Origin of the sequence: Burkholderia sp. SIMBA_062 (genome assembly GCF_046534765.1) — a bacterium.
Taxonomy (GTDB): Bacteria; Pseudomonadota; Gammaproteobacteria; order Burkholderiales; family Burkholderiaceae; genus Burkholderia; species Burkholderia ambifaria.
On record NZ_JAWRYD010000047.1, the window covers coordinates 1 to 25,862 of the forward strand.

Annotated in this window: 20 protein-coding genes and 1 pseudogene; 8 read left to right on the plus strand and 13 right to left on the minus strand. The window is 69.3% G+C overall.

All coding sequences use genetic code 11. The features are described from left to right. Positions 1-128: 128 nt before the first annotated feature. The 4 genes from SB786_RS32480 to SB786_RS32495 all read right to left on the minus strand — a co-directional run bounded on the left by SB786_RS32480 (position 129) and on the right by SB786_RS32495 (position 4,837). Complete coding sequence (locus tag SB786_RS32480) at positions 129-1,151, minus strand: Ldh family oxidoreductase (RefSeq protein ID WP_410731042.1); 1,023 nt, start codon at positions 1,149-1,151, stop codon at positions 129-131. Further along, positions 1,144-2,736: an aldehyde dehydrogenase (NADP(+)) gene (locus SB786_RS32485; protein WP_410731043.1), complete on the minus strand. Its 1,593-nt coding sequence runs from the start codon at positions 2,734-2,736 to the stop codon at positions 1,144-1,146. The genes SB786_RS32480 and SB786_RS32485 overlap by 8 nt, the downstream gene beginning before the upstream one ends. A gap of 71 nt (positions 2,737-2,807) precedes the next feature. Continuing rightward, positions 2,808-4,433 carry an APC family permease gene (locus SB786_RS32490; protein WP_410731044.1) on the minus strand — a complete coding sequence of 542 codons (1,626 nt, stop codon included), beginning with the start codon at positions 4,431-4,433 and terminating at the stop codon, positions 2,808-2,810. A gap of 233 nt (positions 4,434-4,666) precedes the next feature. Next, positions 4,667-4,837 (minus strand): hypothetical protein, encoded by a 171-nt coding sequence (locus SB786_RS32495; RefSeq protein ID WP_410731046.1) that lies wholly within the window; start codon positions 4,835-4,837, stop codon positions 4,667-4,669. A 230-nt stretch (positions 4,838-5,067) separates the two neighbouring features. Between SB786_RS32495 and SB786_RS32500 the strand changes: the two genes are divergently transcribed. The 4 genes from SB786_RS32500 (at position 5,068) to SB786_RS32515 (ending at position 8,735) form a co-directional block, all read left to right on the plus strand. After that, complete coding sequence (locus SB786_RS32500; protein ID WP_410731076.1) at positions 5,068-6,000, plus strand: 4-hydroxyproline epimerase; 933 nt, start codon at positions 5,068-5,070, stop codon at positions 5,998-6,000. Then, positions 5,997-7,124 (plus strand): NAD(P)/FAD-dependent oxidoreductase, encoded by a 1,128-nt coding sequence (locus SB786_RS32505; RefSeq protein WP_410731047.1) that lies wholly within the window; start codon positions 5,997-5,999, stop codon positions 7,122-7,124. Before SB786_RS32500 ends, SB786_RS32505 begins: the two co-directional genes overlap by 4 nt. 100 nt (positions 7,125-7,224) lie before the next feature. Then, a complete protein-coding gene (locus tag SB786_RS32510) occupies positions 7,225-7,458 on the plus strand; it encodes a 2Fe-2S iron-sulfur cluster-binding protein (RefSeq protein WP_059450582.1) in 234 nt (77 codons plus the stop codon). Further along, the gene (locus SB786_RS32515; RefSeq protein WP_410731048.1) at positions 7,455-8,735 is read left to right on the plus strand and encodes an FAD-dependent oxidoreductase; all 1,281 of its coding nucleotides are present in this window, start codon (positions 7,455-7,457) and stop codon (positions 8,733-8,735) included. Before SB786_RS32510 ends, SB786_RS32515 begins: the two co-directional genes overlap by 4 nt. Positions 8,736-8,966: 231 nt before the next feature. Here SB786_RS32515 and SB786_RS32520 read toward each other — a convergent pair whose 3' ends face one another. Next, a complete protein-coding gene (locus SB786_RS32520; RefSeq protein WP_410731049.1) occupies positions 8,967-9,317 on the minus strand; it encodes a hypothetical protein in 351 nt (116 codons plus the stop codon). A 194-nt stretch (positions 9,318-9,511) separates the two neighbouring features. Here SB786_RS32520 and SB786_RS32525 point away from each other — a divergent pair, with 194 nt between their 5' ends. After that, complete coding sequence (locus SB786_RS32525; RefSeq protein WP_410731050.1) at positions 9,512-11,005, plus strand: PLP-dependent aminotransferase family protein; 1,494 nt, start codon at positions 9,512-9,514, stop codon at positions 11,003-11,005. 144 nt (positions 11,006-11,149) lie between these two features. Here SB786_RS32525 and SB786_RS32530 read toward each other — a convergent pair whose 3' ends face one another. The 3 genes from SB786_RS32530 to SB786_RS32540 all read right to left on the minus strand — a co-directional run bounded on the left by SB786_RS32530 (position 11,150) and on the right by SB786_RS32540 (position 14,595). Beyond that, positions 11,150-11,425, minus strand: coding sequence for a hypothetical protein (locus SB786_RS32530; protein WP_006761733.1), 276 nt, complete (start codon positions 11,423-11,425; stop codon positions 11,150-11,152). A 96-nt stretch (positions 11,426-11,521) separates the two neighbouring features. Then, positions 11,522-13,105, minus strand: coding sequence for a cytochrome-c peroxidase (locus SB786_RS32535; protein WP_410731051.1), 1,584 nt, complete (start codon positions 13,103-13,105; stop codon positions 11,522-11,524). Positions 13,106-13,131: 26 nt separating this feature from the next. Continuing rightward, the gene (locus SB786_RS32540) at positions 13,132-14,595 is read right to left on the minus strand and encodes a metallophosphoesterase family protein (RefSeq protein WP_410731052.1); all 1,464 of its coding nucleotides are present in this window, start codon (positions 14,593-14,595) and stop codon (positions 13,132-13,134) included. 182 nt (positions 14,596-14,777) lie between these two features. Here SB786_RS32540 and SB786_RS32545 point away from each other — a divergent pair. Then, positions 14,778-15,625, plus strand: a pseudogene (locus SB786_RS32545) (class I SAM-dependent methyltransferase). A 75-nt stretch (positions 15,626-15,700) separates the two neighbouring features. On the opposite strand, the gene SB786_RS32550 reads toward SB786_RS32545, so the two are convergent. The 5 genes from SB786_RS32550 to SB786_RS32570 form a co-directional block, all read right to left on the minus strand. Beyond that, the gene (locus SB786_RS32550) at positions 15,701-16,012 is read right to left on the minus strand and encodes a hypothetical protein (protein ID WP_006761899.1); all 312 of its coding nucleotides are present in this window, start codon (positions 16,010-16,012) and stop codon (positions 15,701-15,703) included. A 61-nt stretch (positions 16,013-16,073) separates the two neighbouring features. Then, positions 16,074-18,095, minus strand: a complete 2,022-nt coding sequence (locus SB786_RS32555) for a BCCT family transporter (protein WP_410731053.1) — start codon at positions 18,093-18,095, stop codon at positions 16,074-16,076. Between the two features lie 334 nt (positions 18,096-18,429). Further along, positions 18,430-19,617 (minus strand): porin, encoded by a 1,188-nt coding sequence (locus SB786_RS32560; RefSeq protein ID WP_410731054.1) that lies wholly within the window; start codon positions 19,615-19,617, stop codon positions 18,430-18,432. Positions 19,618-19,737: 120 nt separating this feature from the next. Continuing rightward, positions 19,738-22,158: a TIM-barrel domain-containing protein gene (locus SB786_RS32565; protein WP_410731055.1), complete on the minus strand. Its 2,421-nt coding sequence runs from the start codon at positions 22,156-22,158 to the stop codon at positions 19,738-19,740. A 27-nt stretch (positions 22,159-22,185) separates the two neighbouring features. Continuing rightward, the gene (locus SB786_RS32570) at positions 22,186-23,457 is read right to left on the minus strand and encodes an MFS transporter (protein ID WP_410731056.1); all 1,272 of its coding nucleotides are present in this window, start codon (positions 23,455-23,457) and stop codon (positions 22,186-22,188) included. Between the two features lie 447 nt (positions 23,458-23,904). On the opposite strand from SB786_RS32570, the gene SB786_RS32575 reads away from it, so the two are divergent. Both SB786_RS32575 and SB786_RS32580 read left to right on the plus strand, forming a co-directional pair. Then, complete coding sequence (locus SB786_RS32575) at positions 23,905-24,855, plus strand: MurR/RpiR family transcriptional regulator (RefSeq protein WP_410731057.1); 951 nt, start codon at positions 23,905-23,907, stop codon at positions 24,853-24,855. Further along, positions 24,852-25,859, plus strand: a complete 1,008-nt coding sequence (locus tag SB786_RS32580; RefSeq protein WP_410731058.1) for an isoaspartyl peptidase/L-asparaginase family protein — start codon at positions 24,852-24,854, stop codon at positions 25,857-25,859. The genes SB786_RS32575 and SB786_RS32580 overlap by 4 nt, the downstream gene beginning before the upstream one ends. The last annotated feature ends 3 nt before the right edge of the window (positions 25,860-25,862 follow it).

Consider the following 25,862-nt stretch of genomic DNA (forward strand, 5'->3'; position numbering starts at 1 on the left):
CGGCGAAACCAGCGGCGAAACCAGCGGCGAAACCAGCGGCGAAACCAGCGGCGAAACCAGCGGCGAAACCAGCGGCGGCTTCATCGCCTTCTACCGGCGATGAAGCCGCGCCGCGCAACGCAATGGCGTCAGTCGAGCAGCGTCAGGATTTCGTCGTACAGCGCCTTCGGAATCCGCACGCCGTGCGCGATGCTGCGCGCGCGGGCATCGAAGCGCCGCTGCGACGGCAGCCGCGCGCCTTGCCCGGTGATCGACGCGAACATCCGCTCGCCGCGCGCAAGGCCCGCGTCGAGTTCATCGCCGAGGAAAACCTTCGGATCGAACGCGATCACCAGCTCTCCATGGCACGGCGTCGCGCCGACGCCTTCGTCGAAGTCCATCGACTCCCGGCTCGTCATGTCGCCGATCAGCGCGCCGCCGAGCAGCTCGACCATGGCCGCCAGCGCCGAGCCCTTGTGGCCGCCGAAGGTGCGCATCGCGCCCTGCAGCGCGGCCTTCGGATCGGTGGTCGGCTGGCCGTCGGCATCGATCGCCCAGTGCGGCGGGATCGCCTTGCCCTGTTTCGCGTGCAGCTCGATGTCGCCGCGCGCGATCGCGCTGGTCGCGAAGTCGAACACGAAGGGCACGCCGTCCGGGCGCGGCCACGCGAACGCAATCGGGTTCGTGCCGAACACCGGTTCGCGGCCGCCCTCCGGCGCGACCCAGCTGTGGCTCGGGTTCACCGCGATGCCGACCAGCCCCTCGGCGGCGATCGCCTCGACCTCAGGCCACAGCGCCGAGAAGTGGTAGCAGTGGTTGATCGCCATCGCCGCGATCCCGTGCTGCTTCGCCATCTCGACCAGCACCGGCAGGCCGGTTTCGAAGCTGAGCAGCGAGAAGCCGCGATGCGCGTCGACCGCGACGATCGACGACGACAGCCGGCGCAGCGTCGGCACGGCCTGCGCATCCACCTTGCCCTTCTTCAGCGAGCGCACGCAGACGAGCAGCCGGTACACGCCGTGCGAGTGGCACTCGTCGCGCTGGCCCTGCGTGATCACGTTCGCGATCGCCTGCGCGTGCGCCGCGGACATCCCGTTGTGCGTCAGCACCCGCAGCGCGAGCGCGTGGACCTCATCGAGCGGCAGGACGACTTCGGCGAGCGGCTCAGACATCGCGCGCTTCCCGCGGCGCGGGCACGCCGTCGATGCGTTGCGGCACGTTCAGCGGGTTGCCGTTGCGGATGGCGTCGGGCAGCAGCGCGTCCGGCACGTCCTGGTACGACACGGGGCGCAGGAAACGCTCGATCGCGCGTGCACCGACCGACGTGGTGCGCGTGTCGGACGTGGCCGGGAACGGGCCGCCGTGCACCATCGCGTGACCGACCTCGACACCCGTGCCGAAGCCGTTGACGAGAATGCGGCCGGCCTTGCGCTCCAGCGTCGGGCGCAGCGCGGCAAACAGCGCGGCGTCGCCGTCGGCGAGATGCGCGGCGATCGTCAACTGGCCTTCGAGCGACTTCAGCACGCGATGCAGCGTGTCGGCATCCGGGCAGCGCACGATCAGAGATGCGGGGCCGAACACTTCGTCACGCAGTTCTTGGTGCGCGATGAACGCGTCCGCCGACGTCGCGAACAGCGCCGCGCGTGCCTGGTAGCGGCCGCCTTCCACTCCTTGCGCCAGCAGCTCAACCGCGTCGTGCGCGCGCAGCGCGGCCACGCCTTGCGCATAGCTCGCATGGATGTGCGGCGTGAGCATCGTCTGAGCGGCGCTCGCCTGCACGGCGGAGGCCGCCGCGGCTTCGAACGCGCGCAGCGCAGGGCCGTCGACCGCGAGCACGAGGCCCGGGTTCGTGCAGAACTGGCCGGCGCCGAGCGCAAGCGACGCGGCGAACTGCGGCGCGATCGTGTCGTGGCGCGCGTCGAGCGCGGCCGGGAACAGCAGCACCGGATTGATCGAGCTCATTTCCGCATAGACCGGAATCGGCTCGTGGCGCGCGGCCGCGATGTTCATCAGCGCGACGCCGCCGCGGCGCGAGCCGGTGAAGCCGACGGCCTTGATGCGCGGATCGGCGACGAGCGCCTGGCCGATCTCGCGCGACGCGTCGAACAGCAGCGAGAACACGCCGGCCGGCAGCCCGCATTCGTGCACGGCTTGCTGGATCGCGCGGCCGACGAGCTCGGACGTGCCCGGATGCGCGGAGTGCGCCTTGACGATCACCGGGCAGCCGGCCGCGAGTGCCGACGCGGTATCGCCGCCCGCGACCGAGAACGCGAGCGGGAAGTTCGACGCGCCGAACACGGCGACCGGCCCGATCGCCACGTTGCGCAGGCGCAGGTCGACCCGCGGTAGCGGCTTGCGGTCCGGACGGGCCGGGTCGATGCGCGCGTCGACGTAACCGCCGTCGCGCACGAGCGACGCGAACAACGCGAGCTGGCCGACCGTGCGGCCGCGTTCGCCTTCGATGCGTGCGCGCGGCAGGCCCGTTTCGGTGACGCAGCGCTCGATCAGATCGTCGCCGAGCGCCATGATGTTGCGGCCGATCGCGTCGAGAAACGCGGCGCGCTGCTCGGGATTCGTTTCGCGGTACGTGTCGAACGCGTCGTCGGCGAGCGCGCAGGCCGTCTCCAGGTCGTGCAGGCTCGCGCCGCCGAACGCGGGGTCGAGCGGTTCGCCGGTCGCGGCGGCGATCGCGTGGAGGGTGCCGTTCTGTCCGGCGATGGCCGACTGGCCGATCAGGAGCTGACCTGTGAGTTGCATGGTTTTTCCTCGGAAAATGCGGGGCCGGGCGTGATGCGCCCGGCCGGAATGGAAAGGGGAAAGCGGGGGCGTCAGTCTTCGTCGTCTTCGAGCTGCAGCTTGTCGGAACGGATGCCGGTGTTGGCGCCCCAGTAGAAGATGACGAGCGCGACGGCCGCGACGACGACCGTGTCGTACGGATGCGCGAGCTGGCCGGTGCCGCCGAAGCCGCCGAAATACGACAGCACGATCATGGCCGCGTAGAACGCGATCAGCCACGCGGACGAACGCACCTGCTCGGCGATGCTCAGGTGCGCGGTCGGCACCCAGCGGCGGCACGCGAGATAGATCACGAACATCACGATCTGCAGGCCGAGCAGCCAGGACACCGTGCCCCAGCCCGACCAGTAGACGATCAGCGCGGCGATCACGAACGACGCGGGGCCGGTGATGCCGAAGGCCACCGCGCGGAACGGCCGCGGCAGGTCGGGCGCGGTGCGGCGCAGCGCGGCGACCGACACGGGCGCGACCGCGTAGCTCAGCACGAGCGCCGCCGACACGATGTTGATCAGCGCTTCCCACGACGGGAACGGCATCGTCCAGAAGATCGCGAGGCCGAACGTGAGCCACAGGCCCGCGCGCGGGATGCCCGACGCTTCGTCGACGCGCGTGAACACCTTGAAGAACGTGCCCGTCTTCGCCCAGCCGTAGACGACGCGCGGCGTTGCGTTCATGTAGATGTTGCCGCAGCCGCTCGGCGAGATCATCGCGTCCGCGACGACCATCACCGCGAGCCAGCCCACGCCGAGAGCGAGCGCGATGTCGCGGTACGGCAGCGAGAACGCCTTGCTCACGTCGTGCCAGCCGGCGGCGAGCATGTCGGTCGGGATGCTGCCGATGAACGCGAGCTGCAGCAGCACGTAGATCAGCGTCGACAGCAGGATCGACAGGATCAGCGCGATCGGAATCGTGCGCTGCGGATTGCGCACCTCGCTCGCGACCGACACGATCGGCGTGAGGCCGAGGTACGCGAAAATGATCCCGCCGGCCGACACGGCCATCTCGATGCCCGGCATGCCGAACGGCGCGAAGCCGTGCACGGTCAGGTTGGCGGGCTTGAAGAACGTGAATAGCACGCCGATCACCGCGAGCGGCACGATGAACTTGAAGATGCTGATGATGTTGTTCGCCTTCGCGAACGTCTTCACGCTCGAATAGTTCAGGTAAAAGAAGAAGCACAGCAGCCCGGCCTGCACGAGCCAGCCGATCGTCGTCGGGTCGCTCGACCCGGCCTTGGTGAGGCCGGGGAACCACGCGGCCGCGTACTGGCGCGCGGCGACCACTTCGATCGCGATCAGGCTCGAGAACGCGATCAGCGTGATGAAACCCATCAGGTAGCCGAGCAGCGGACCGTGCGAGAACACCGGGTAGCGGACCACGCCGCCCGCGCGCGGCAGCGCGGCGCCGAGCTCGCAGTAGACGATGCCCAGCAGCAGCACCGAGAAGCCGCCGAGCAGCCACGAGAAGATGCCGGCCGGGCCGGCGATCGCCGACACGTGACTCGCGGCGAACAGCCACCCCGAGCCGAAGATCGCACCGAGACCGATGAACGTCAGGTCGGTCAGCGACAGCTGTTTCTTGAACTTGCCGTGACCGCCGTCGGCGGGCACGGAACGGGAAAGCGGGACGGACGGGTGTGTGTTGCCTTGGCCTGGCATGGGTTTGTCTCCTGGGAAATATCGTGGCAGGTGGGCTTGCGCCGCGCTCCGACGGAGCAGCGGCACACACCTGCCGGCCGGCGTGCGACCGGTTCGAACGACCGGGCGGGCCGACGGCCGTTCATGCGCGGCGCGGGCTGGCGCCGCGGCGAACGGACCCGTGCGGGCCATACCTGACCGGAAGTGGCGATGCGACGAGGGGAAGCCGTTGCACCGCCGGGTGGGGAAGTCGCTCAGCGGTTCGCCCGGTTCTGTTCGGCGCGGTGCGCGGCGTCGAATGCGATGGAAGCGCGCGGTGCGAACTGGTTGCGGATGGCGGGGAAAATTTCGGTCCGCCGGATGGCGTTTCGGCTCACTGCAATCTCCTGCTTGGTATTGCTTCCTGTTGCTGCGTATCGCTTCATCTCGGCTGGCGACAGGCGCGTCGACGAGCAACCAGTATCGCCGTGCAAACACCCATCACGCTTGAGTCGTATCGCGGAGCAGAATGACGAAATCGGCACAGTGGCGGGAAGGGCCGCGAAAGGCGTTCCGCACTGTGCCGATTTCGTCGCCGTCCTCATCGAAAAGCCACAAGCGGACCGGCGCGCGACGGAGGAAGCTATGCTCCTTTCCCCACTTCGGACGGCTCATGATGAAGCGCATTCAGATCATCGATTCGCACACGGGCGGCGAACCCACGCGGCTCGTCGTGTCCGGCTTCCCCTCGCTCGGCAACGGCACGATGGCCGAGCGCCGCGACGTGCTCGCGCGCGAGCACGATCGCTACCGCACCGCATGCATTCTCGAGCCGCGCGGCAGCGATGTGATGGTCGGCGCGCTGCTGTGCGAACCCGTGTCGCCGGAGGCTGCGGCCGGCGTGATCTTCTTCAACAACAGCGGCTACCTCGGGATGTGCGGGCACGGCACGATCGGCGTCGTGCGCACGCTGCATCACATGGGCCGCATCGAGCCGGGCGTGCACCGGATCGAAACGCCGGTCGGCACCGTCGAGGCGACGCTGCACGACGACCTGTCGGTCAGCGTGCGCAACGTGCTCGCGTATCGCCATGCGAAGGCCGTCGCCGTCGACGTGCCGGGCTACGGCTCCGTGAAGGGCGACATCGCGTGGGGCGGCAACTGGTTCTTCCTGATCAGCGATCACGGCCAGCGCGTGGCCGGCGACAACGTCGCGGCGCTGACCGCCTATTCGTCGGCCGTGCGCGAAGGGCTCGAGCGCGCGGGCATCACCGGCGCGAACGGCGGCGAAATCGACCATATCGAACTGTTCGCCGACGATCCCGAGCACGACAGCCGCAGCTTCGTGCTGTGTCCGGGCCATGCGTACGACCGTTCGCCGTGCGGCACCGGCACGAGCGCGAAGCTCGCATGCCTTGCGGCCGACGGCAAGCTCGAAGCGGGCGTCGTGTGGCGGCAGGCGAGCGTGATCGGTAGCGTGTTCCAGGCGAGCTATGCGCAGGCCGACGGCGGCATCGTGCCGACGATCCGCGGCAGTGCGCATCTCAGCGCGGAAGCGACGCTGCTGATCGAGGAGGACGATCCGTTCGGCTGGGGCATCGTGTCGTGAGCGAGGCCAGGACCGACGTCGTCGTGATCGGCGCCGGCATCGTCGGTGCCGCATGTGCGCATGAACTCGCGCAGCGCGGGCTGCGCGTGCTCGTCGTCGACGACGCGAGCGGCGGCGCGACCGGCGCCGGCATGGGGCACCTCGTCGCGATGGACGACAACGCGGCCGAGCTCGCGCTGAGCCATTACTCGATCGCGCTGTGGCGTGCGTTGAGCGGCGACATGCCGGAAGGCTGCGCGTACCGCAATTGCGGCACGCTGTGGCTCGCGGCCGATTCCAACGAGATGGACCTCGCGCGCACCAAGCAGATGACGCTCGCCGCACATGGCGTGGCGGGCGAACTGATCGACGCGGCGACGCTCGCGCGGCTGGAGCCAATGCTGCGCGCGGGGCTCGGCGGCGCGCTGAAGATCCCGGGCGACGCGATACTCTATGCGCCGGTCGCCGCGAGCTGGCTGTTGCAGCGCGCGCCGGGCATCACGTTGCGGCGCGACCGCGCGGTGGCGGTCGACGGCCCGAGCGTGACGCTCGCGAGCGGCGACACGCTGCGCGCGGAACGCGTCGTCGTCGCGAACGGCGTCGCCGCGCGCACGCTGTTGCCCGAATTGCCGCTGCGCCCCAAGAAGGGCCATCTGCTGATCACCGACCGCTACCCGGGCCAGGTGTCGCACCAGCTCGTCGAGCTCGGCTATGCGGCGAGCGCACACGCGAGCGACGGCACGTCCGTCGCGTTCAACGTGCAACCGCGGCCGACCGGCCAACTGCTGATCGGCTCGTCGCGCCAGTTCGATACGGAAGACGCGCGTATCGAGCCGCCAGTGCTCGCGCGCATGCTGCGCCGTGCGGCCGGCTACCTGCCGGATCTGACCGACCTGAACGGGATTCGCGCATGGACGGGCTTTCGTTCCGCCAGCCCCGACGGCCTGCCGCTGCTCGGCGAACATCCGGCGCGGCCGGGCGTGTGGCTCGCGGTCGGGCACGAAGGGCTTGGCGTGACGACCGCGCCGGGCAGCGCGCGACTCGTCGCTGCATTGATGACCGGCGAGCGGCCGCCGATCGATATCGAACCGTATTTGCCGGGACGTTTCCTGACGACGTCCCACGTAGCCGGAGCGCTGACATGAAACGACCCCCACGCTCACTTCGTTCGCTTGGCGGGACGCAGTCCCCCCATCCCCCGAAGGCAGAGTCCCGTACGTGCGGGGCGGCCCGGCGGAGGCTGACATGATCATTCATCTGGACGGCCGCGCGCTGACGGTGGCCGATGGCGTGACCGTCGCGGCCGCCGTCGCGGCGAGCGGCGACGACACGACGCGTGTGTCGTGCACGGGTGCGGCGCGCGCGCCGTTTTGCGGGATGGGCATCTGCCAGGAGTGCAGGATGACGATCGACGGCCGCCGTCGTCTGGCCTGCCAGACGCTGTGCCGCGACGGGATGCGGGTGGAGCGCACGCGATGAAACAGGAACGACTGAGCGTCGACGTCGCGATCGTCGGCGCGGGCCCGGCCGGGTTGTCGGCCGCGCGGGCCGCCGCACGAAGCGGCGCAACGATCGCGATCGTCGACGACAACCCGCGCGCGGGCGGACAGATCTGGCGCCAGGCCGCCGCCGCGACGCCGGTGGCGGCCGCGGCGGAACGCCTTGCCGTGCTGCGGCAGCCGAACGTTACGCATCTCGCGGCCACGCGCATCATCGCCGAAACGCAGCCGGGCACGCTGCTGCTCGAGGACGACGAGCGCGGCTTTCTGCTCGAATTCCGCACGCTGATCGCGTGCTGCGGCGCGCGTGAGTTGCTGCTGCCGTTCCCGGGCTGGACGCTGCCGGGTGTCACCGGCGCGGGCGGCCTGCAGGCGCTGATCAAGTACGGCCTCGACGTGCGCGGGCAGCGCACGGTGATCGCCGGCAGCGGCCCGCTGCTGCTCGCGAGCGCGGCGACGGCCCGGCAGGCAGGCGCGCAGGTGTCGCACGTGCTCGAACAGGCGGCATGGGGCGACGTGGCCGGTTTCGGCGCGGGGTTGTGGCGCTGGCCGTCGAAACTCGCGCAGGCCGCGAAGCTCGTCACGGCCGCCTACCGGCCCAATGCCTACGTCGTCGAAGCGTTCGGCGACAAACGGCTGGAACGCGTGCGGATCCGGCAGGGCGAGCGCGAGTTCGACGTCGACTGCGACCGGCTCGCGTGCGGCTTCGGGCTCGTGCCGAACACCGTGCTGCCGACCCATCTCGGTTGCCGGATCGAGAACGGCGCGGTCGTGGTCGACGCGCACCAGCGCACGAGCCGCGACGGGTATTTCGCCGCGGGCGAGTGCACGGGTGTCGGTGGTAGCGAACTGGCGATGGTCGAAGGCGAGATCGCCGGCTGCGCGGCCACCGGGCAGGTGGCGCCGCTGGCCGCGCTGGTTGCGCGGCGCGCGCACTGGCAGGCGTTCGCAGACGCGGTGCGCGAGCGCTTTGCGATCCGCGAGCAGATCCGCCGGCTCGCGCGGCCCGATACGCTGCTATGCCGTTGCGAGGACGTGCGCTTTGACGCGGTGGCAGACGCGGTCGTGCCGGCGCCGGGCTGGACGGCCGCGAAGCTGCAGACGCGCTGCGGGATGGGCGCATGCCAGGGCCGGGTGTGCGGCGCGGCCGCGCAGGCGCTGTTCGGCTGGACGCCGCCGGTGCCGCGCACGCCGCTCGTGCCGGCGCGGGTCGGTACGCTGATGCTGGACGACACGGCGTCCTGCGACGCCGCCTGACGCGCCATCGGTCTGGGGTCGATCAAGGGCATCGCGTTCGTCGTCGCGATGCTGGTCGGGGATGGCATTGTTCGAATGGATCGAGCGTGCGCGGAAGGTGCGGTAGCCGGAAATCTCGCCCCGGCTGAATCGGTCTGGCGCGGCGAGGGCGCCGGACGAGATCACGCTCGCCGCCGGATGAGGCGATATGGTGGTTGCATGACGATCCCGGCGGCAGCGCGAGCCACCACGTCAGGGCTGTTCGCGCACATGCCGCTGGCCGAATGGCCGCGCGATCACCCCGTGCAGCCACGCGCTCCACGCAGCGAACGCCCCGGCCCGGGCCGCGGGTTCCGCAAGGGTCGCGTCGACCGGCCCGGCACCGCCGGCAGTCAACGTCGCATGACCGGCCGCTTCGAGCGTCAGGCATTCGCCCTCATCGAGCACGCGACGGACGTATTGCGGCGCATCAGGCAGCCAGTCGAGCCTGCCGTGGCGCAACGTGACCGCGAGCGCGCCGTCGAGCACGATGACCTGGCTGCCCTTGTCGAACCACGCAAAGTGGCTTTGCCCGGCGTCGAGCCGGATGTCTTGTGTTCGCATGGCGAGTCCCTTTCCTGGTTGCGCAGCCCCGCGACGGCGGGGCGACAGCGTGCAATCAGGTTAGGGAAACGCACGCGGGCCGGACAGATTCAGGGGACGGGAATCTGTTACGGTGCAGGCGGCGATTTTGACCGGCTGTATCGGTGGGTTTTCCCCGCATCTGTATCTGGCGTGTGCCGGGGCGCGCGGGCACGATGGCCCGCATGACATCCGTCACCGACTCGTCCCGCACGCCTTTGCCGATGGCCGGCGAGCCGCTGTACGAACGACTCGCCGAGCATTACCGCCGCATCATCGCGGCCGGCACGCTGTCGCCCGGCGACCGGATGCCGTCGGTGCGCGCGTTCATGGCGCAGCACGGCGTGAGCCTGTCGACCGCGATCCAGGCGTTCCGCCGGCTCGAGGATACGGGCTGGTGTGAAGCAAGGCCGCGCTCGGGCTACTTCGTGCGGCGGCGCGCGGCGGCCGCGCTCGATACGCTGCCGGAGTGCGACGGGCCGCCGCTGAGCGTCGAGCCGCCATTCGCGGGGCTGCACGAACGCGTGTCGCGCGTGATCGATCGCGCGAACGCGTCTCCCGATGCGTTGAATCTTGGCGGCGCATCCGCGCTGGCGACGCTGTATCCGGCCGAGCGCCTGCAGGCGCTGGCGATCCGGCTGCTGCGGCGCAAGCCGACGCTGTTGACCGACGCGGGGCCGGTCGGCGGTTCGCCCGAATTCCGCCAGACGATGGCCAAGCGTGCGCTGTCGTACGGCGTGACCGTGTCGCCGGACGACGTGATGTCGACGAGCGGTGGCGTCGATGCGGTGAATCTCGCGCTGCGCGCGGTGGCGCGACCCGGCGACACGATCGCAATCGAATCGCCGGCCTTTTTCGGCTTGATCCAGCTGCTCGAAAGCCTCGGCCTGCGTGCGCTCGAGATTCCGGCCAGCCCGACGACCGGGCTGGCGATCGAAGCGCTCGACGTGGCGCTGACCGCGTACCCGGACATTCGGGCCGTGGTCGTCGTGCCGAACCTGCAGAACCCGCTCGGCAGCGTGATGCCCGACGAGCGCAAGGCCGCGCTGGTCGCGCTGTGCTCGCGCCGCGGCGTGGCCGTGATCGAGGACGAACCGTACCGCGAACTCGTCGAAGCGCCGCACGCGGTGAAGCCCGTGAAGGCATGGGACCGCGACGGCACGGTGATCTACTGCCCGTCGTTCAACAAGGTGCTGGCGCCCGGGATGCGGCTCGGCTGGATGAGTGCGGGCCGCTGGCACGCGCGCGTGAAGATGCTCAAGTTCGCGCACAGCCGCCACAACGCCGCGTTGCTGCAGGCCGTCGCGGCCGAATTCGTCGGCTCGGGTGCGTTCGATCGGCACCTGCGCCGGTTTCGCGAACAACTGCGTGTGCAGCGCGACGTGACGATCGATGCGATCGCGCGCCATTTTCCGGCAGGCACGCGGATGAACCGGCCGCCGGGCGGCATGCTGCTGTGGATCGCGCTGCCGGACGGCGTGCGTTCCGAAGCATTGTTCGACGCGGCGCTGGCACGTGGGGTAAGGATCGCCCCCGGCTCGATCTTCTCGAATTCCGACCGCTTCGATGCCTATATCCGGCTTGCGTGCACGCGGGTATTGGACACGGCTCACGAAGCGGCCATCGAAACGCTCGGCCAGCTGATACGCGACGCGGCGGCCGCTGCGTAAGCGGGCCGGCTGTCGGCCGGGCAGGCATGCCGGCTACCGGGCCCGGCGGGCGCGACGGCGGCACGGGCCGGCCGAGCCGGCACGCCGCGTTCACCGCGGCCGGCCGCCGTGCCATCACGCGCCGACGATACGGTTTCGGCGATTTCATCGGCCGACCGTATGCGCGGCGAGGTGCTGACGGATCAGCGACAGGTAGCGATCGCCGACCGAGAAGTCGCGCGCGGCGCGCGGGCGTTCCGCCTGGCGCAGCGTGGCCGGCGCGCTCATGCCGAGGTATCGGCATAACGCGGACGGAAACGGCTTGCGCGTCGCCCCAAGCTGGCGCGCCGCGCGCTCGACGCGGGCGTCGCCCACCTGTGCACGCAGCCATGCCAGCACTTGGCGATCGGTGTCGTTGACGATACGGACCAGATGTTCCATCGCGCACCCCACTGTTCATAAATACAGTACTGTAAATATAACCAGTATATGAGGCGGCCGCAAGCGGCGCGCATGCGCGTGGCCGTTCGGCCAGGGTCAGCGCGCCGGCGCGGCGAGGCGGGCAGCCGGGGATCCGGTAGTCCGGGCGGCATGCGCCGCGGGGGCGGCGGGCGGGGCGGCCGGGGCGAGATTCGCGTAGCGCGCGTCGGTCAGCGTGCCGAGGAACGCGACGATGTCGTCGATTTCCGCGTCGGTCAGCGCGGGCGGCGTGCCCGGACGGCGGTTCATCGGCGTCGAATTGACGTTGATGTTGCCGCGATAGGCGGCCGGCACGTCGTCGAACGTTCTGGCGCCGTGATACCAGTAGCCGGGGTCGGTCGAGCGCGTGTTGTAGAACGCGACTGCATCGCGCAGCGTTGTGAACACGCCGTTGTGCATGAACGTCTGCTTGATCGCGACATTGCGCAGCCCTGGCGTGCGCAGGTAGCCGCACCATTGTGTCGGCTCGGGCCAGCGCAGCCGCGTGGCCGTGTCGCACAGGCCGTTGTCGAAATGGCGCGGGTCGCGGTTCGCGGGCAGCGCGCGATTGCGCGGCACCGCGATCGCGTCGTAGCCGAAATCGGTGAAGAGCGAGCGCTCCGGCCGGCTCGACGTCTCCGACAGCGTGTGGCAGCTCATGCAGTTGCCCTTGTCGGGATTGCGGAACAGCGCCAGACCGCGCATCTCGGCCGGCGCGAGCGGCTTGCGGGCGCGCAGGAATGCGTCGAAACGCGACGTGAACGGCGCCATGTCGTCGCTCTGCAGATAGGCCTCGACGGCCGACCCGAGCGCGCGCACCAGTTGCTCGGGATCGCGCCGCACCGACGCGCCGAAGCGGGCGGCCAGATCGCCCGCCAGTTCGGTGCCGTCGACCTTGCGCAGCAGCGCGGCCGGCGACCGGTTGTTCATCTCGTTCGGATCGAACAGCGGCCCGCGGATCTGTTCGGCGAGCGTGTCGGCGCGGCCGTCGCTGAAGAGCCCGCCGAACGGCGACGGCGCGGGCGCATCGTCGTCCTGGTAGAAGTGTCGGCGCGGCACGTAGCGCACGTAGAGCAGCGACGGCGCATTGCGCTGGCTGAAACGTCCGTGGCGACTGCCTTCCGGCACGCCGGGCCCCGCGAGCGAAGCGGCCGACAGCGTCGGCGCGAATGCACGCCCCGGATCGTGGCAGCCCGCGCACGACATGCCGCGCGGCTCGGACAGCCGCGGATCGAAGAAGATCCGGCGGCCGAGCGCGACGAGCGTCGGATCGGGCGCGAAGCGGGCGGTCGCCGCGTCGACCTTGCCGGTCACCTGCGGCGTGCCGTTGCCGATCGTGTCGACGACGCGCGACGGCGGGGCGCCGGGGAGCAGGACCGTTTCGGACGGCGCGGCATGGGCCGCGAGCGCCGCGCCGACGAGGACGGCGGCGGCAAGCACGCGTACCGTGCGGCCGCTGCCGGCGATCGACACGGAAGCCCGATCCGAACGGTCGGCACAGGCGGCGACCGACACGGAAGCGCAATCCGAACGCTCGGCGCTGCCGGCGACCGACACGGAAGCACAAACCGAACGCCCGGCACAGGCCGCCGACAAAACCGGCCACTTCCCCGATCCGCCCATCCGTCGCCAGCAGCCGCCCGAATCTGTCAAACCCGTCAAACCGTCAAGCAATCGAACGTCGTCGGTCACGGCGCGATGAACCCCGTCTTGTCGCATGCGAGCGTCGTGCCCGACTGGTCGCACGACGCGAGCAGCTTGCCCGCCGCCGAATACGCACGAAACACCCAGCCCGTCGCCGGCGCTGCCCGCCGCTCCATGATCAGGAAGCCGAAGCTGTTGTTGTGCGACAGCCGCTCGATCACGGCGCCCGGTGCGGGCGTCAGGCCCGCGGGGAACGGATCGGGCAGCGCGACGTCGAGGTTGTCGCCGCCGTTGCCGGACACGATCGTCGCCGGATGTCCGGACGAGAAGTTGATTGCCTGGAAGTCGTGCACGTGCCCGTGCAGCGCGACGTGGACGCCGGGCGGGTAGTACGCCTGCGCGTTCAGGCTCGACATCACCGACTGCAGCGCGAGGTTGCCCGGCGCGGGCGTGCTGCCGGCGATCGGCGCGAACGCGAGGATCGGATGGTGGTTCGTGAAGATCGTCGTCGTGATGCCGGCCTTCGATGCGAGCGACGCCACCGTCTGGAACTGCTTCTGGTAGATCCGGAATTGCGCGTCGGTCGTCTTCAGCGGATTGCGGCCGACCTTCGCGGTGTCGAACACGATCACCTGCGTGCCGCCGCCGAGCGACACCGCATAGGGCTCCGAGTAGTTCGCGTCGTTGTCGTTGGCCGGATCGTCGCACGAACGGCCTGCCGAATACGGGCGCGGATCGAGGAAGCGGTACCAGCCCTGGCCGGCCCGCGCGCATTCCTCGTGGTTGCCGCGCACGACCACCCACGGCGCCTTCGCGAACAGCGGCGCGGCCGGGCGGAACAGGTCCGCCTGCCACGTATCCCAGCCATAGCCCCACGGGCTGTCCTTGCAGCCGGCGATGTCGGGCGGGCACGCGTTCTCGCGATAGTGATAGTCGCCAACATGCAGCACGAGATCCGGCGACAGCTTCGCGACGCTCGCCGCGATCGTGTCGAACGGCCAGACCGTCGCGTCGTTGCACGCCTGCCATGCGTTGTCGGCCTTCTTCATCCGGCAGCCGGTGTCGGCGATGATCGCGATGCGCTGCGGCTGCGCTTTCGGCAGCGGCAGCGCACGGCCCGCGACGCTGGCCGTCTGCGCATCGGCCGGCAGCGTCGTTTCACAGACCGACACCGGGAAGCTCGACGGTTTCGAGTCGGCCGGGTCGCTGGCGGTCGGCCGCTGGGCGACGGTCGCGGCGCCGGCGCGCAGCGTCATGCGCGACAGCTTGCCGTCGACGGACAATTGCGGACACAGCGGATCGCCGGCCGACGCGGGCGTGTAGTTCGTGACGACGCGCGCGATCGCCTCGTTCGCGTTGCCGATCTCGACCCATGCGGACTGGACGTTGACCGGCGCACTGGCCGGATCGGCCGGCGTATCGATGTGATTCGAGCACGCGGACAGCGCGGCGAGGGCAACAAGGGTAGCGCAGCGCGCGAGCAGTGCGCGCGGGAGGAGTCGTCGCATGGGAGGCACCGTAGGAAAGTCGTCAACGATACGCAGCACGAATGTAAGAAATGTGAAAAAAATCGGGGCGCGACAGGATGCATCGACGATGCGCCGGATATCGCGGCCGGCGTCTTGACTTCAAGCCGGCTTGAAGCAGTACAGTCCGGTTCATGATCCACGAACAATAACGGGAATCGACGATGGAAACCAATGGTCGCAACGACGAACAATCCGCGCTGTGGAATGGCCCGTCGGGGCGTGCGTGGGTCGATGCGCAGGCGCTGATCGACCGGATGTTCGAGCCGTTCGAGGCGCTGCTTGCCGATGCGGCGAGCGCGTCGCCGTGCGCAGCATGCTTGACGTCGGCTGCGGCACGGGCGCGGTCACGCTCGCGATTGCACGCAGGCTCGGCGAGAACGCGCAATGCACGGGCATCGACATCTCGGCCACGATGATCGATGCCGCGCAGGCGCGCGCCGAACGCAGCGGCATTCCTGCCCGCTTCGTGCGCGCGGACGTGCAGACTCATGCGTTCGAGCCCGCGAGCGTCGACCTGATCGTGTCGCGCCTGGGCGTGATGTTCTTCGACGACCCGGTCCGGGCCTTCGCGAATCTGCGGCACGCGGCGCGGCCGGACGCGCGGATGCGGTTCGTCGCGTGGCGCAGCGCGGCCGACAATCCGTTCATGACGACGGCCGAGCGGGCCGCCGCGCCGTTGCTGCCGAACCTGCCCGCGCGCCGGCCCGGCGCGCCGGGGCAGTTCGCGTTCGGCGACCGGCAGCGGATCGCGTCGGTGCTGTCGGACAGCGGCTGGGCCGACGTCGCGATCGAGCCGGTCGACAGGGTGTGCGCATTGCCCGAGCCCGCGCTGAACGGCTACATCGCGCGGCTGGGCCCGGTGGGGCTCGCGCTGCTGGAGGCGGACGACGCGACGCGGCGGCGCGTGGTGGACACGGTGCGTGCCGCGTTCGAGCGTTACGTGCACGGCGCTCAGGTGCGCTTCGACGCGGCATGCTGGCTCGTGACGGCGCGCGCGCCGTCCGCGTAACGCGTTGCGATCAAAAACGGATCGGGAAAGGGCCGCCTGACGCACGACGCCACCGGGCCGCGCGACGTACGCGTGTCAGCGTTTGCGCGCGCGCAGCATCAGCCACGCGCAACCTCCGGCAGCCAGCGCGAGGCCGAGCAGGACAGCCTCGACGCCGAGCGCGAAACCGGGCGGCATTTCGCCGCTGTTCGGCGCGGGCGACAGATTGCCGCCCATTGCGATGGCGCCGCCGGCCAGCAGCGCCATGCAGACGATCCAGTAGACCTTGCCGCGCGGCGCCGCGGCCCGGATCCGCCACAGCGCGATGCCGGCTCCGCCGAGATAAAGCACGGCGAGCGTGCCGAGCGCGACGATGTCGGCGGAGCGGCTTTGCAGGAGCCCGTTCATCGTGCGGCTCGGCCGAACGTGCCGGACCGGCGCGGTGCAGCAAAGGCTGCGGCGTGCGCGTTCATTCGGCCTCCGTCGCGTGCCCCGGCGCGCGGCTCAGCAGATGCGTGCGCTTGTCGGCCGCGAGCGACACATAGCGTTCGTACTGGCGCAGCACGTCGGCGATCACTTCGTCGCCGCGCAGGTATTCGACGTCGTAGCCGAGCCGCCCGTCCTCGAAGAACGTGACGATCCCGTACACGTGCGCACGCGCCGCGTCGGGCTCGGCCGCCTCGCGCACCAGGAACGCGGCCGCGGATTTCACCGTCACGCGCACGCCGTACACGAAATCGCGGTGCTCGGCGGTCGGCACGGTGAGCCGCACGGCGTCGTCGCTGTCGCGCTGCACATGCGCATCGACGCCGCCCGCGCGCAGTTCGTCGGCGACCTTGCGCAGCGCGGGCTCGACCGTCTCGGCGACGAACCGGCGCGCGTCGGCCTCGGTCGTCTGCCGCAGGATGTGCGTCAGGCGGTCGCGCCAGTGCTGGCCGGTCCAGAAGGTCGTCGCGGGTGCGACGTCCTGCGAATAGTGCGCGCGGTCGGCCGCGAGCCCGCGCCACAGCCCGTAGCAAAGCGCGAGCATGATGATGGCGACCGGCAGTGCGGCGATCAGCGTCATCGCCTGCAGTGCGCCGAGCCCGCCGGCGACGAGCAGCACCGCGGCCGTTACGCCGAGCAGCGCGGCCCAGAACAGCCGTTGCCAGACCGGCGAATGCGCGGCGCCCCGCGTCGCGATCTGGTCGAGCACGAACGCGCCCGAATCGGCGGACGTGATGAAGAACACCGCGATCAGCACGATCGCGGCGATCGACAGCAGTTGCGACAGCGGCAGGAAATCGAAGAAGCGGAACAGCAGCGCGTCGACATTGGTGGCGGTCTGCGCGAGCGCGCCGGCCGCCTCGTGCGTGTCGAGCCAGATCGCGCTGTTGCCGAACACAGTCATCCACACGAGGTTGAACGCGGTCGGGACGAGCAGCACGCCGATCACGAACTGGCGGATCGTCCGGCCGCGCGAGATGCGTGCGATGAACATGCCGACGAACGGCGACCACGACACCCACCACGCCCAGTAGAGGATGGTCCAGCCGCCGAACCAGCCTTCCTCGCGCGGCGACGCGTACGCATAGGTGCGAAACGACAGGTCGACGAGATTCGACAGGTACTGGCCGATGTTGTCGCCGAGCGCGCGGAACAGGAATGCCGTCGGGCCCGCGACGACCACGAACGCGAGCAGCAGGAACGCGAGCAGCAGGTTCAGCTCGGACAGCCGGCGCACGCCCTTGTCGAGACCGCTCGCGGCCGACAGGCCCGCGAGCAACACCACGATCGCGACGAGCCCGATGCGAAACAGATTGCTGCCGGTGTCCCAGCCGACGACCGTATGCAGGCCCGCGCTCATCTGCATCACGCCATAGCCGAGCGTGGTCGCGATGCCGGCGACCGTACCGACCAGCGCGAATGCATCCACGGTATGGCCGATCCAGCCGTTCACGCGTTCGCGCAGCACCGGATACAGGCCCGAGCGCAGCGTCAGCGGCAAGTTGTAGCGGAACCCGAAATAGGCGAGCACGAGGCCCATCAGCCCGTAGATCGCCCACGCATGGAAGCCCCAGTGGAAGAAGGTCATCAGCATCGCCTCGCGCGCGGCGGCGGGCGTGCCGGGGTCGACGGTCGGCGGCTTCAGGACGTGCTGCATCGGCTCGCCGACGCCGAAATACATGAGGCCGATGCCCATGCCGGCCGCGAACAGCATGGCCGTCCACGATACGAAGCTGAACTCGGGTTCGGCGTCGTCGGGGCCGAGCCGGATGTTGCCGAAATCGCTCGCCGCGATCAGCACGAGAAATACGAGGAACGTGGTGACGGCAAGGACGTAGAACCAGTCGAAGCGCATGACGACCCATTGCTGGCCGGCGGAGAACAGCGTGCCGGCTTCGCTCGGGAGCAGCGCGCAGACGGCCAGCAATGCACCGATGACCGCGAGCGCGGGCAGGACGACCTGCGGCTTGAATGTTGTGCGCGGGGAGGGACGGGAATCTGGCATGTCGGGCATCCAGTTGTGGGCGCAACGAGGCGCGACGCCATCCGGCGTGCGTCGAGTGTACCGCGGTGTCAGGACTGCAAGAAGGGGTATGCAGGAGAGTTAAACCTGACAGATTGTAAGGTATCGAGGGAATCGAGGAAACCCGCGCTGTTTGCACGGCGGGCCGACGGGACGTGGAAAGCCCGGTGAACGCCGGGCGTCGGGCGCCCGGACGGCGCGCGCAATGCGCATCGTCCGGGGCGCGGGCAGCGCGCAGAAGGCGCTGCCGCCCGGGTCGCGAAGTTCTGCGAGCAGCAGGTGGACGACGCGATTGCGCGCGGGGCGCGCCTGCTGGTCAGAACGTGACGGCGATCCCGGCCATGCCGACGAACTGGCCGTGCGTCGTCGACGGCGTGAGCTGCTGCGAATCGCCGACGATCGGCGCCGCATCGATGATGTGGCCGGCGCCTTGCGCGCCGAGCGTCTGCCCGCTCGAATGCGTGTACGCCTGCAGCGCATAGAGCGTCGTGCGCTTCGACAGGCTGTACGACTCCTTCAGCGAATACTGCTGGTAGCGGGCCGCGCTCGCGACGCCGTTCGCCTTTGACGCGAGCGTGTACGCGAACGCGCCGGCCACCGAGAAGGTCGGCGTGCAGCGGTACGCGGCGAGCGCGCCGTAGGTGTTGAACACGGCGGTGTCCGTGAACGCGGCGCCGTTGCCGGGCAGGTACTTCACGTTCGAGTAGTTGAGGCCCATCGTCAGGTTGCCGAGCGTATAGTTGCCGGCCGCCGCGACCTGCTCGACGGCCTTCGCGGTGAGGTAGCCCTGGTTCAGCACCGACACCGCGAAGCTGCCCGACGCCGCGGTCGCCGGATTCAGGAAGCCGGTCGACGAGCCCGAGCTGTTGATGCGCAGGTAGCCGGCCGCGATCCCGATCGGCCCGTTCGCATAGCGCAGCGCGGCGCTGAACGTGTTGCCCTTGCCGGTCGCACCGGCGATGCCGCCGAACGCGTACATCGCGCTCGCGCTCAGCCCGGCGAAGGTCGGCGACGTATAGGTAACCGAATTGTTCACGCGGATCGTCGTGTCGAGGCCGTCGATGTCGCCCGGATGCGCGCCCGTCGCGCCGGTCAGCCAGCTGCTCGACGCGTACGGGCCGACGAACAGGAAGTACGGCGTGTACTGGCGGCCGGCCGTTACCGTGCCGTAGCGGTCGTTGCGCAGCCCGACGAAGGCCTGGCGGTTGAAGATCGTGCCGGCGGCTGCCTGCGCGCCGGTGTTCAGGTTGAAGCCGGATTGCAGATCGAAGATCGCGTGCGTGCCGCCGCCGAGATCCTCGTCGCCGCGCAGCCCGAACTTCGACGCATACAGGTTGCCGTCGCGCATGTACACGTTCGAGTGGCCTTGCTGGTTGTTCACGTACGCGATCGAATCGTCGACCACGCCGTACAGCGTCACGCTGCTCTGCGCATGCGCTGAGCAAGCGCCGAACGACGCGGCCGATAAAATCAGGATTGCAAAACGGTGATGCGGTGCATTCATCGTCGATCTCCAAGTCTCTTCAACGGGGCGGGAGGCTGGGTGGCCTCCTCTTTGGTAAGGGGGCGGGCCGCGGGGACGGCCCGCCCGATCAGGATGTCGAGTTCGCGCAGGCTTGCGCGATCAGTCGACGAGCGCCACGACGATGCGACGCCACGCGCCGTCGCGCGCCTCGTGCTCGACGCGCGCGCCACGCACCGCAAGCGCGCCTTGCAGCGACGCCGGCAGCAGGATCTCGACGCGCTCGGCGGGGCGGCGCATGCGGCCTTCCCAGCGGACCGACACGCCGAGTTCACCCGATGCCTCGCGCGCGGTCTCGATGCGCCACAGCCCGTATTCGCCGTCGCGCCACGCTTCCGTTTCGCCGTCGTCCTCGACGCATTCGCCGTACGCAACACCGTCCTCGATGCGCGGCGCGACGATGAAGCCGCGCGTGTCCGCCCGTGCGCCGAACCGCTGCGCGGCGACGTTCAGCGGCAGCACGCGGCCTTCGCGCAACAGCATCACCGGCGTGTCCAGCGGCGCGGGCAGCGTCACGCTCGCGCCGCCGTCGAACGACTGCGCACTCGCACAGCACGTCCAGCGCGCACCGGACGGCAGGTAGACCGTGCGCTCCGTGCGGCCCGGGTCGACGACCGGCGCCACCAGCAGCGCATCGCCGAGCATCATGTCGTCGCATTCGTCGTAGCAGCGCGGGTCGCCGGGGAAATCGCCGAAGGTCGGCCTCAGCACGGGCTCATAGCGCGTGGTCGACAGCCACAGCAGGTGATAGAGATAGGGCAGCAGCCGGTAGCGCTGCTTGATCAGCGACGCGAGCTGCGCGGTGATCTCGGGATACATCCACGGTTCGTTGACGGTGCCGTCGTCATTCCACGAATGGATGCTGAAGCGCGGCATGAAGATGCCGAACTGCACCCAGCGCAACAGCAGCTCGGGCGACGGCGCGGGACCGGAGAAGCCGCCGATGTCGTGACCGATGTTCGACACGCCGGACAACGCGAGCCCGAGGCCCATCTTCAGGTTGTAGCGCAGCGTTTCCCACGACGTGTAGTTGTCGCCGGACCAGGTCTGAACATAGCGCTGCATGCCTGCGCCGCCCGAGCGCGACACGAGGAACGGCCGCTGCGCCGGCGCATGCGCGCGCTGCGCGTCGCGCGACGCGCGCATCATCAGCATCGTCTGCAGCACCTTCGCCTCGCGCGCGGGGAACGGCCGGCCGAAGCCGTGCGCGATCGCGTCGGGCGACCAGATCTCGTATTCGTTGTTGTCGTTCCACGTCGACTCGATCCCGTAGTCGAGCAGCGCCGACGTGACCTGCTCGCGCCACCAGCGGTAGGCGTCCGGCTGCGTGAAGTCGATATACGCACCGACTTCGTCCCAGAACTGCACCCACGCCGGTTCGCCGGACGCCGAGCGGATCAGCAGCCCGCGCCGCGCGGCGTCGTCGAACGCGGGATGGTCGCGCAGCAGGCACGGCTTGATGTTCGCGCACAGCCGGATGCCATGGTCGCGGTAGTGCTTCACGAAACCCTTCGCATCGGGAAACTTCTCGCGGTTCCAGTTGAACACGTAGCGCTTCGCGCCGATCGACGTATAGCCCGACGACAGGTGGAACGAGTCGCACAGGATGTCGTGCGCATCGCACTGCTCGACGAACCGGTTCATCTGCCGCTGCGCGTCCGGCGCATCGGTGTAGCTCATCGTCGAGCCCGAATAGCCGAGCCCCCATTTCGGCGTGCGCGCGGGGCGCCCGGTGAGCCACGTGAAGCGCCGCGCGGCCGTGAGCGGCGTGTCGGGCGACGCGATGAAGTAGTAGTCGAGATCGCCGTGCTCGGCGACGAAGTAGCGGTACAGCCCGTGGTAGTTGTCGAGCTCGCGGCCCATGTCGAACGTGCAATCCGACAACGTGTCGTAGAACAGCCCGAAGCCCTGACATGCGTTGGGCGACCACGTGACGTAGAACGGGATGTGCTTGTACAGCGGATCCGTGTGCTTCGCGCTGTAGCCCATCGCGTCGATGTTGCGCATCTCGAAGCGTGCGCCGGTGCGGTCGAGGTCGCCCGCGCGTTCGCCGAGACCGAACACCTTGTCGCCGCGCGCGCGTGCGACGTAGTGGTAGGCGCGATCGTCCCACCAGCCGAAGTTGTATGCCTGCGTCGCGCGGTCGGCGAGCACGACGCGCCACGCGCCGTCCGCGCCGCGCATCGACCACGTGCAATGGCCGCCTTGCCGGCGCACGGCGAGACGGACCTGCGCGGTCTCGATGCGCACGTCGCTGTCGTCTTCCGCGAACGCATAGGCCGGCAGCGCGAAGCCGCTCAGGTCGAGACGGTCGCGCCCGTCGAGCGGCACGTCGTCGAGGCCCGGCGCGATCGTCCATGTGCGCGGAGTGCGCGCCGTCGCGTCGGGCAGCACGCGCACGCGCACGATGTCGTCCTCGAGCACGAAGATTTCGAGCGTCGCGCCCGCGTCGGACGCGAGCAGCACGCGGTTCGCCTGCCGGTCGGCGACGCGGAACACGGGCGGATGAAGAAGCGAAGTCATGAAGGCGATTCCTGGTGAGAACGGATGTCAGGCATGCTGCGCGAGCAGGCGTTCCTGCTTCGACTGCCCGCGGATCAGCACCGCGAGCAGCGTGACGCCGATGATGTCGAACAGGCCGAGGCACGCGAACAGCGGCGCGTAGCCGATCTTGTCGGCGAGCGCGCCGACCAGCAGCGAGAAGCCGAGCCCGCCGATCCACGCGGCCATTCCCGCGAAGCCGCTGGCGGTGCCGACTTCCTCGGAATCGAACACGTCGGCCGACAGCGTGTTGACGAGCGCAGAGATCATCTGGTGCGCGAAGCCGCCGACGCAGAACAGCGCAATGGCCGTGTACGGCGACGACACGAGCCCGATCGTCGCCGGCCCGAGCATCAGCACCGCGCCGAGCGCGACGCCCGCGACGCGCGACCATACGAGCGGCAGGCTGAACCGTTTCGCGAGGTAAGGCGACAGGTAGCCGCCGGCAATGCCGCCGAGGTCTGCGGCGAGGAACGGCATCCACGCGAAGATCGCGATCTCCGTGAGCGCCATGTGGCGTTCGGTCGCGAGATACAGCGGAATCCAGAAGCTGAAGGTCTGCCATGCCGGTTCCGCGAAGAAGCGCGGCAGCGCGATCGCCCAGAAGCGGCGCGCGGTGACGACGTCGCGAATCCGGCGCTTCGACACGGCCGGCATCGTGGCCTGGCCGCCGCGGATCAGCGCGCGCTCCTGCGACGTGAGGCGCGGATGATCGGCCGGCGACCGGTATTGCGTGTACCAGAGCACGGCCCACGCGAAGCCGAGCGCGCCGGTGACCATGAACGCGGATTGCCAGCCGAACCGCATCGACAGGAACACGACGAGCGGCGGCGCGATCGCGGCGCCGAGCGACGTGCCCGCGTTGAAGTAGCCGACCGCGACGGATTTCTCGCGATCGGGAAACCATTCGGCCACGGCCTTCATTCCCGACGGAATCGCCGCGGCCTCGAACAGCCCGAGCAGGCCGCGCAGGATGCCGAGCGACAGCCAGCCCGACGCGAAGCCGTGCGCGACGCCGACCACCGACCACAGCATCGCGAACAGCGCGAACCCGAGCCGCAGCCCGATCAGGTCGACGATGAATCCGCACACCGGCTGCATGATCGTGTAGCCGATCTGGAACGCGCCGACGATGTACGAGTACTGCTGCGTCGAGATCGCGAACACGTGCTTCAGTTCCGGTGCGAGCACCGCGAGGGAATTTCGTGCGAGATAGTTGAGGATCGTGCCCAGACATACCAGCACGATGATCCACCAGCGCAACGCCTTGACTGTCTTCACTGCTGTCTCCTGATCGATGCAAGCCAGCCCGGCCGGGATGCCTTGCTCAGTCTTATTCATACGACGTCCGATCTTGCCGAACGCCGATTTGCCTGATTCCTGACCTGAACGGCCGTGTTCACTCGAACATTCGGCTGGAATCGAAAGCTACGTTATCTGACGACTGATCATTTTCGAACATCCTATGTTCGAATTCGAATCCGGTCAACGTGAATCTGCATTCGAACGAACGTGCTCGGGGCTTTCCCGATCGGCAGGCGGATACGGTGTCCGCCGCAGGCCGCGCGACCGGGTGCAGAACGCCCGGGCGACGATACCGAGCGCCGTTCGTACGCCTCATCCACCAGAAAGGCGCGACGGGGCCGTGACAACCCTGATGAAAATTTATTTTTTTCCGGACGACAGATTGTGTAAATTCATTTTCATCTACCTTGCAAAACCATTCGCATGACGCCTCTCGCTCCGCACGAAGCCAGTCAGGATGAATCCGCGATCGCGGAGCGCATCGCGTCGGCCATGCCGCGGATGACGCCGATCCACCGCCGGATGGGCGAGTTCGTGCTCGCGAATCCCTTTCGCGCAGCGACGATGCGGATCGACGAGCTCGCGCAGGCGGTCAATGCATCGATCGCGACCGCGAACCGCTTCGCGAAGGCCCTCGGCTTCGACGGCTATCCGGCGATGCGTGCGGCGCTCGTGCGCGGCTTCGAGGCGACGCTCGGCCCCGTCGAGCGGCTGCGTTCCGCGCAGGAGCAGGAACAGGAGCAGGGCGTTCGCGGCGCCGCATGGATCGATGCGGTGTTCGATCAGGCCGTCGAGAACATCGAGAACACGCGTGCGCAACTGGATGCGACGGACGTCGAGGCGGCCGTCGAGGCGATCGTCGGCGCGCGGCGCGTGCTGATCCTCGGCGCCGGTTCGAGCGCGTTTTTGACCGGTTTGATGGAGCACGGATTGTCGGTGTGTCACGACAACGTGCAGTCGCTCGCGCTGCTCGGCGGCCCTTCGCATGCGGCGCGGCGCTTGTATACGGCCGACTCGCGCGATCTCGTGATCGCGCTCGCGTTTCCGCGCTACGTGAAGGACACGATCGAGCTGGCCCGCCGCGCGGCCGTGCGTGGCGCGCGCGTGCTCGGCATTTCCGACGGACCGGGCTCACCGCTCGCGCCGATCGCGTCGCTGAACCTGTACGTGAAGGCCCAGCGGCGTTTCGCGGCCACGTCGGAAGCGGCCGTGCTGACGATGATCGAGGCGCTGATCGATGCGGTCGCGCTGCGCACCCATCGCTCCGCGAAGTCCGCCGCCGAAATGACCGAATTCCTGTTGCCGTGGCTGATGCAGCCCCAAGCGGCGCTGCCGGCCGCCAACCCTTCTTCCTCCGGTCCGAAAAAATCATGACATCACCCGCGATCATCGCGATTCACGGCGGTGCGGGCACGATCCTGCGCGATGCGATGGATACCGACACCGAACACCGGTACCGCGCCGAGCTCACCGCGATCCTGCAGGCCGCGCAACAGGTGCTCGCCGACGGCGGCAGCGCGCTCGACGCCGTCACCGTCGCCGTACGGATGCTCGAGGACTGTCCGCTCTTCAACGCCGGGCGCGGCGCCGTCTATACGGCCGAAGGCAAGCACGAACTCGACGCGGCGGTGATGGACGGCGCGACGCTCGCGGCCGGCGCGATCTGCAGCGCGACCCGCATGCGCAATCCGGTGCTCGCCGCGCGGCGCGTGATGGAGGCGAGTGAGCACGTGCTGTTCGCCGGCGCGGGCGCCGACGCGTTCGCAGTCGAGCAGGGCCTCGAACTCGCCGAGCCCGGCTATTTCGACACCGAAGCGCGCCATGCGCAGTGGGTCAACGCACGCGCGGCGGCGGCCGGCACGATGCTCGATCACGACGCCGCGAGCTTCGCGTTCGGTGCAGGACCAGGGGCTACGCCGGCCGGCCGGGCCGAGCCGCTCGATCCCGATCGCAAGCTCGGCACGGTCGGCGCGGTCGCGTGCGATCTCAATGGCCATGTCGCGGCGGCGACGTCGACCGGCGGCATCACGAACAAGCAGCCCGGACGCGTGGGCGATTCGCCGATCATCGGCGCCGGCTGCTACGCGGACGACGCGACCTGCGCGGTATCCGCGACGGGCACCGGCGAGATGTTCATCCGGCTCGCGACCGCGCACGACGTGGCCGCGCAGATCGCGTATCGCGGCGCAACGCTCGCCGACGCCGCGCACGATGCCGTGATGAACAAGCTGCCGCGCCTGGCCGGGCGCGGCGGGATCATTGCGGTCGACGCGCAGGGCAACGTCGCGATGCCGTTCAATACGGAAGGGATGTATCGCGGCTATGCGCGCGTCGGCGAGACGCCCGTGGTGGGCATCTATCGCGACGATGCGGCCTGATTC

Bases quoted from the DNA above. Each gene is read 5' to 3' on its own strand.
- SB786_RS32550 (WP_006761899.1), bottom strand. From the start codon at position 16,012: ATGAACGGGCTCCTGCAAAGCCGCTCCGCCGACATCGTCGCGCTCGGC.
- SB786_RS32540 (WP_410731052.1), bottom strand. From the start codon at position 14,595: ATGCGACGACTCCTCCCGCGCGCACTGCTCGCGCGCTGCGCTACCCTT.
- SB786_RS32560 (WP_410731054.1), bottom strand. From the start codon at position 19,617: ATGAATGCACCGCATCACCGTTTTGCAATCCTGATTTTATCGGCCGCG.
- SB786_RS32520 (WP_410731049.1), bottom strand. From the start codon at position 9,317: ATGCGAACACAAGACATCCGGCTCGACGCCGGGCAAAGCCACTTTGCG.
- SB786_RS32580 (WP_410731058.1), top strand. From the start codon at position 24,852: ATGACATCACCCGCGATCATCGCGATTCACGGCGGTGCGGGCACGATC.
- SB786_RS32490 (WP_410731044.1), bottom strand. From the start codon at position 4,433: ATGCCAGGCCAAGGCAACACACACCCGTCCGTCCCGCTTTCCCGTTCC.
- SB786_RS32575 (WP_410731057.1), top strand. From the start codon at position 23,905: ATGACGCCTCTCGCTCCGCACGAAGCCAGTCAGGATGAATCCGCGATC.
- SB786_RS32525 (WP_410731050.1), top strand. From the start codon at position 9,512: ATGGCCCGCATGACATCCGTCACCGACTCGTCCCGCACGCCTTTGCCG.
- SB786_RS32515 (WP_410731048.1), top strand. From the start codon at position 7,455: ATGAAACAGGAACGACTGAGCGTCGACGTCGCGATCGTCGGCGCGGGC.
- SB786_RS32565 (WP_410731055.1), bottom strand. From the start codon at position 22,158: ATGACTTCGCTTCTTCATCCGCCCGTGTTCCGCGTCGCCGACCGGCAG.
- SB786_RS32495 (WP_410731046.1), bottom strand. From the start codon at position 4,837: ATGAAGCGATACGCAGCAACAGGAAGCAATACCAAGCAGGAGATTGCA.
- SB786_RS32485 (WP_410731043.1), bottom strand. From the start codon at position 2,736: ATGCAACTCACAGGTCAGCTCCTGATCGGCCAGTCGGCCATCGCCGGA.
- SB786_RS32510 (WP_059450582.1), top strand. From the start codon at position 7,225: ATGATCATTCATCTGGACGGCCGCGCGCTGACGGTGGCCGATGGCGTG.
- SB786_RS32480 (WP_410731042.1), bottom strand. From the start codon at position 1,151: ATGTCTGAGCCGCTCGCCGAAGTCGTCCTGCCGCTCGATGAGGTCCAC.
- SB786_RS32500 (WP_410731076.1), top strand. From the start codon at position 5,068: ATGAAGCGCATTCAGATCATCGATTCGCACACGGGCGGCGAACCCACG.
- SB786_RS32530 (WP_006761733.1), bottom strand. From the start codon at position 11,425: ATGGAACATCTGGTCCGTATCGTCAACGACACCGATCGCCAAGTGCTG.
- SB786_RS32555 (WP_410731053.1), bottom strand. From the start codon at position 18,095: ATGCCAGATTCCCGTCCCTCCCCGCGCACAACATTCAAGCCGCAGGTC.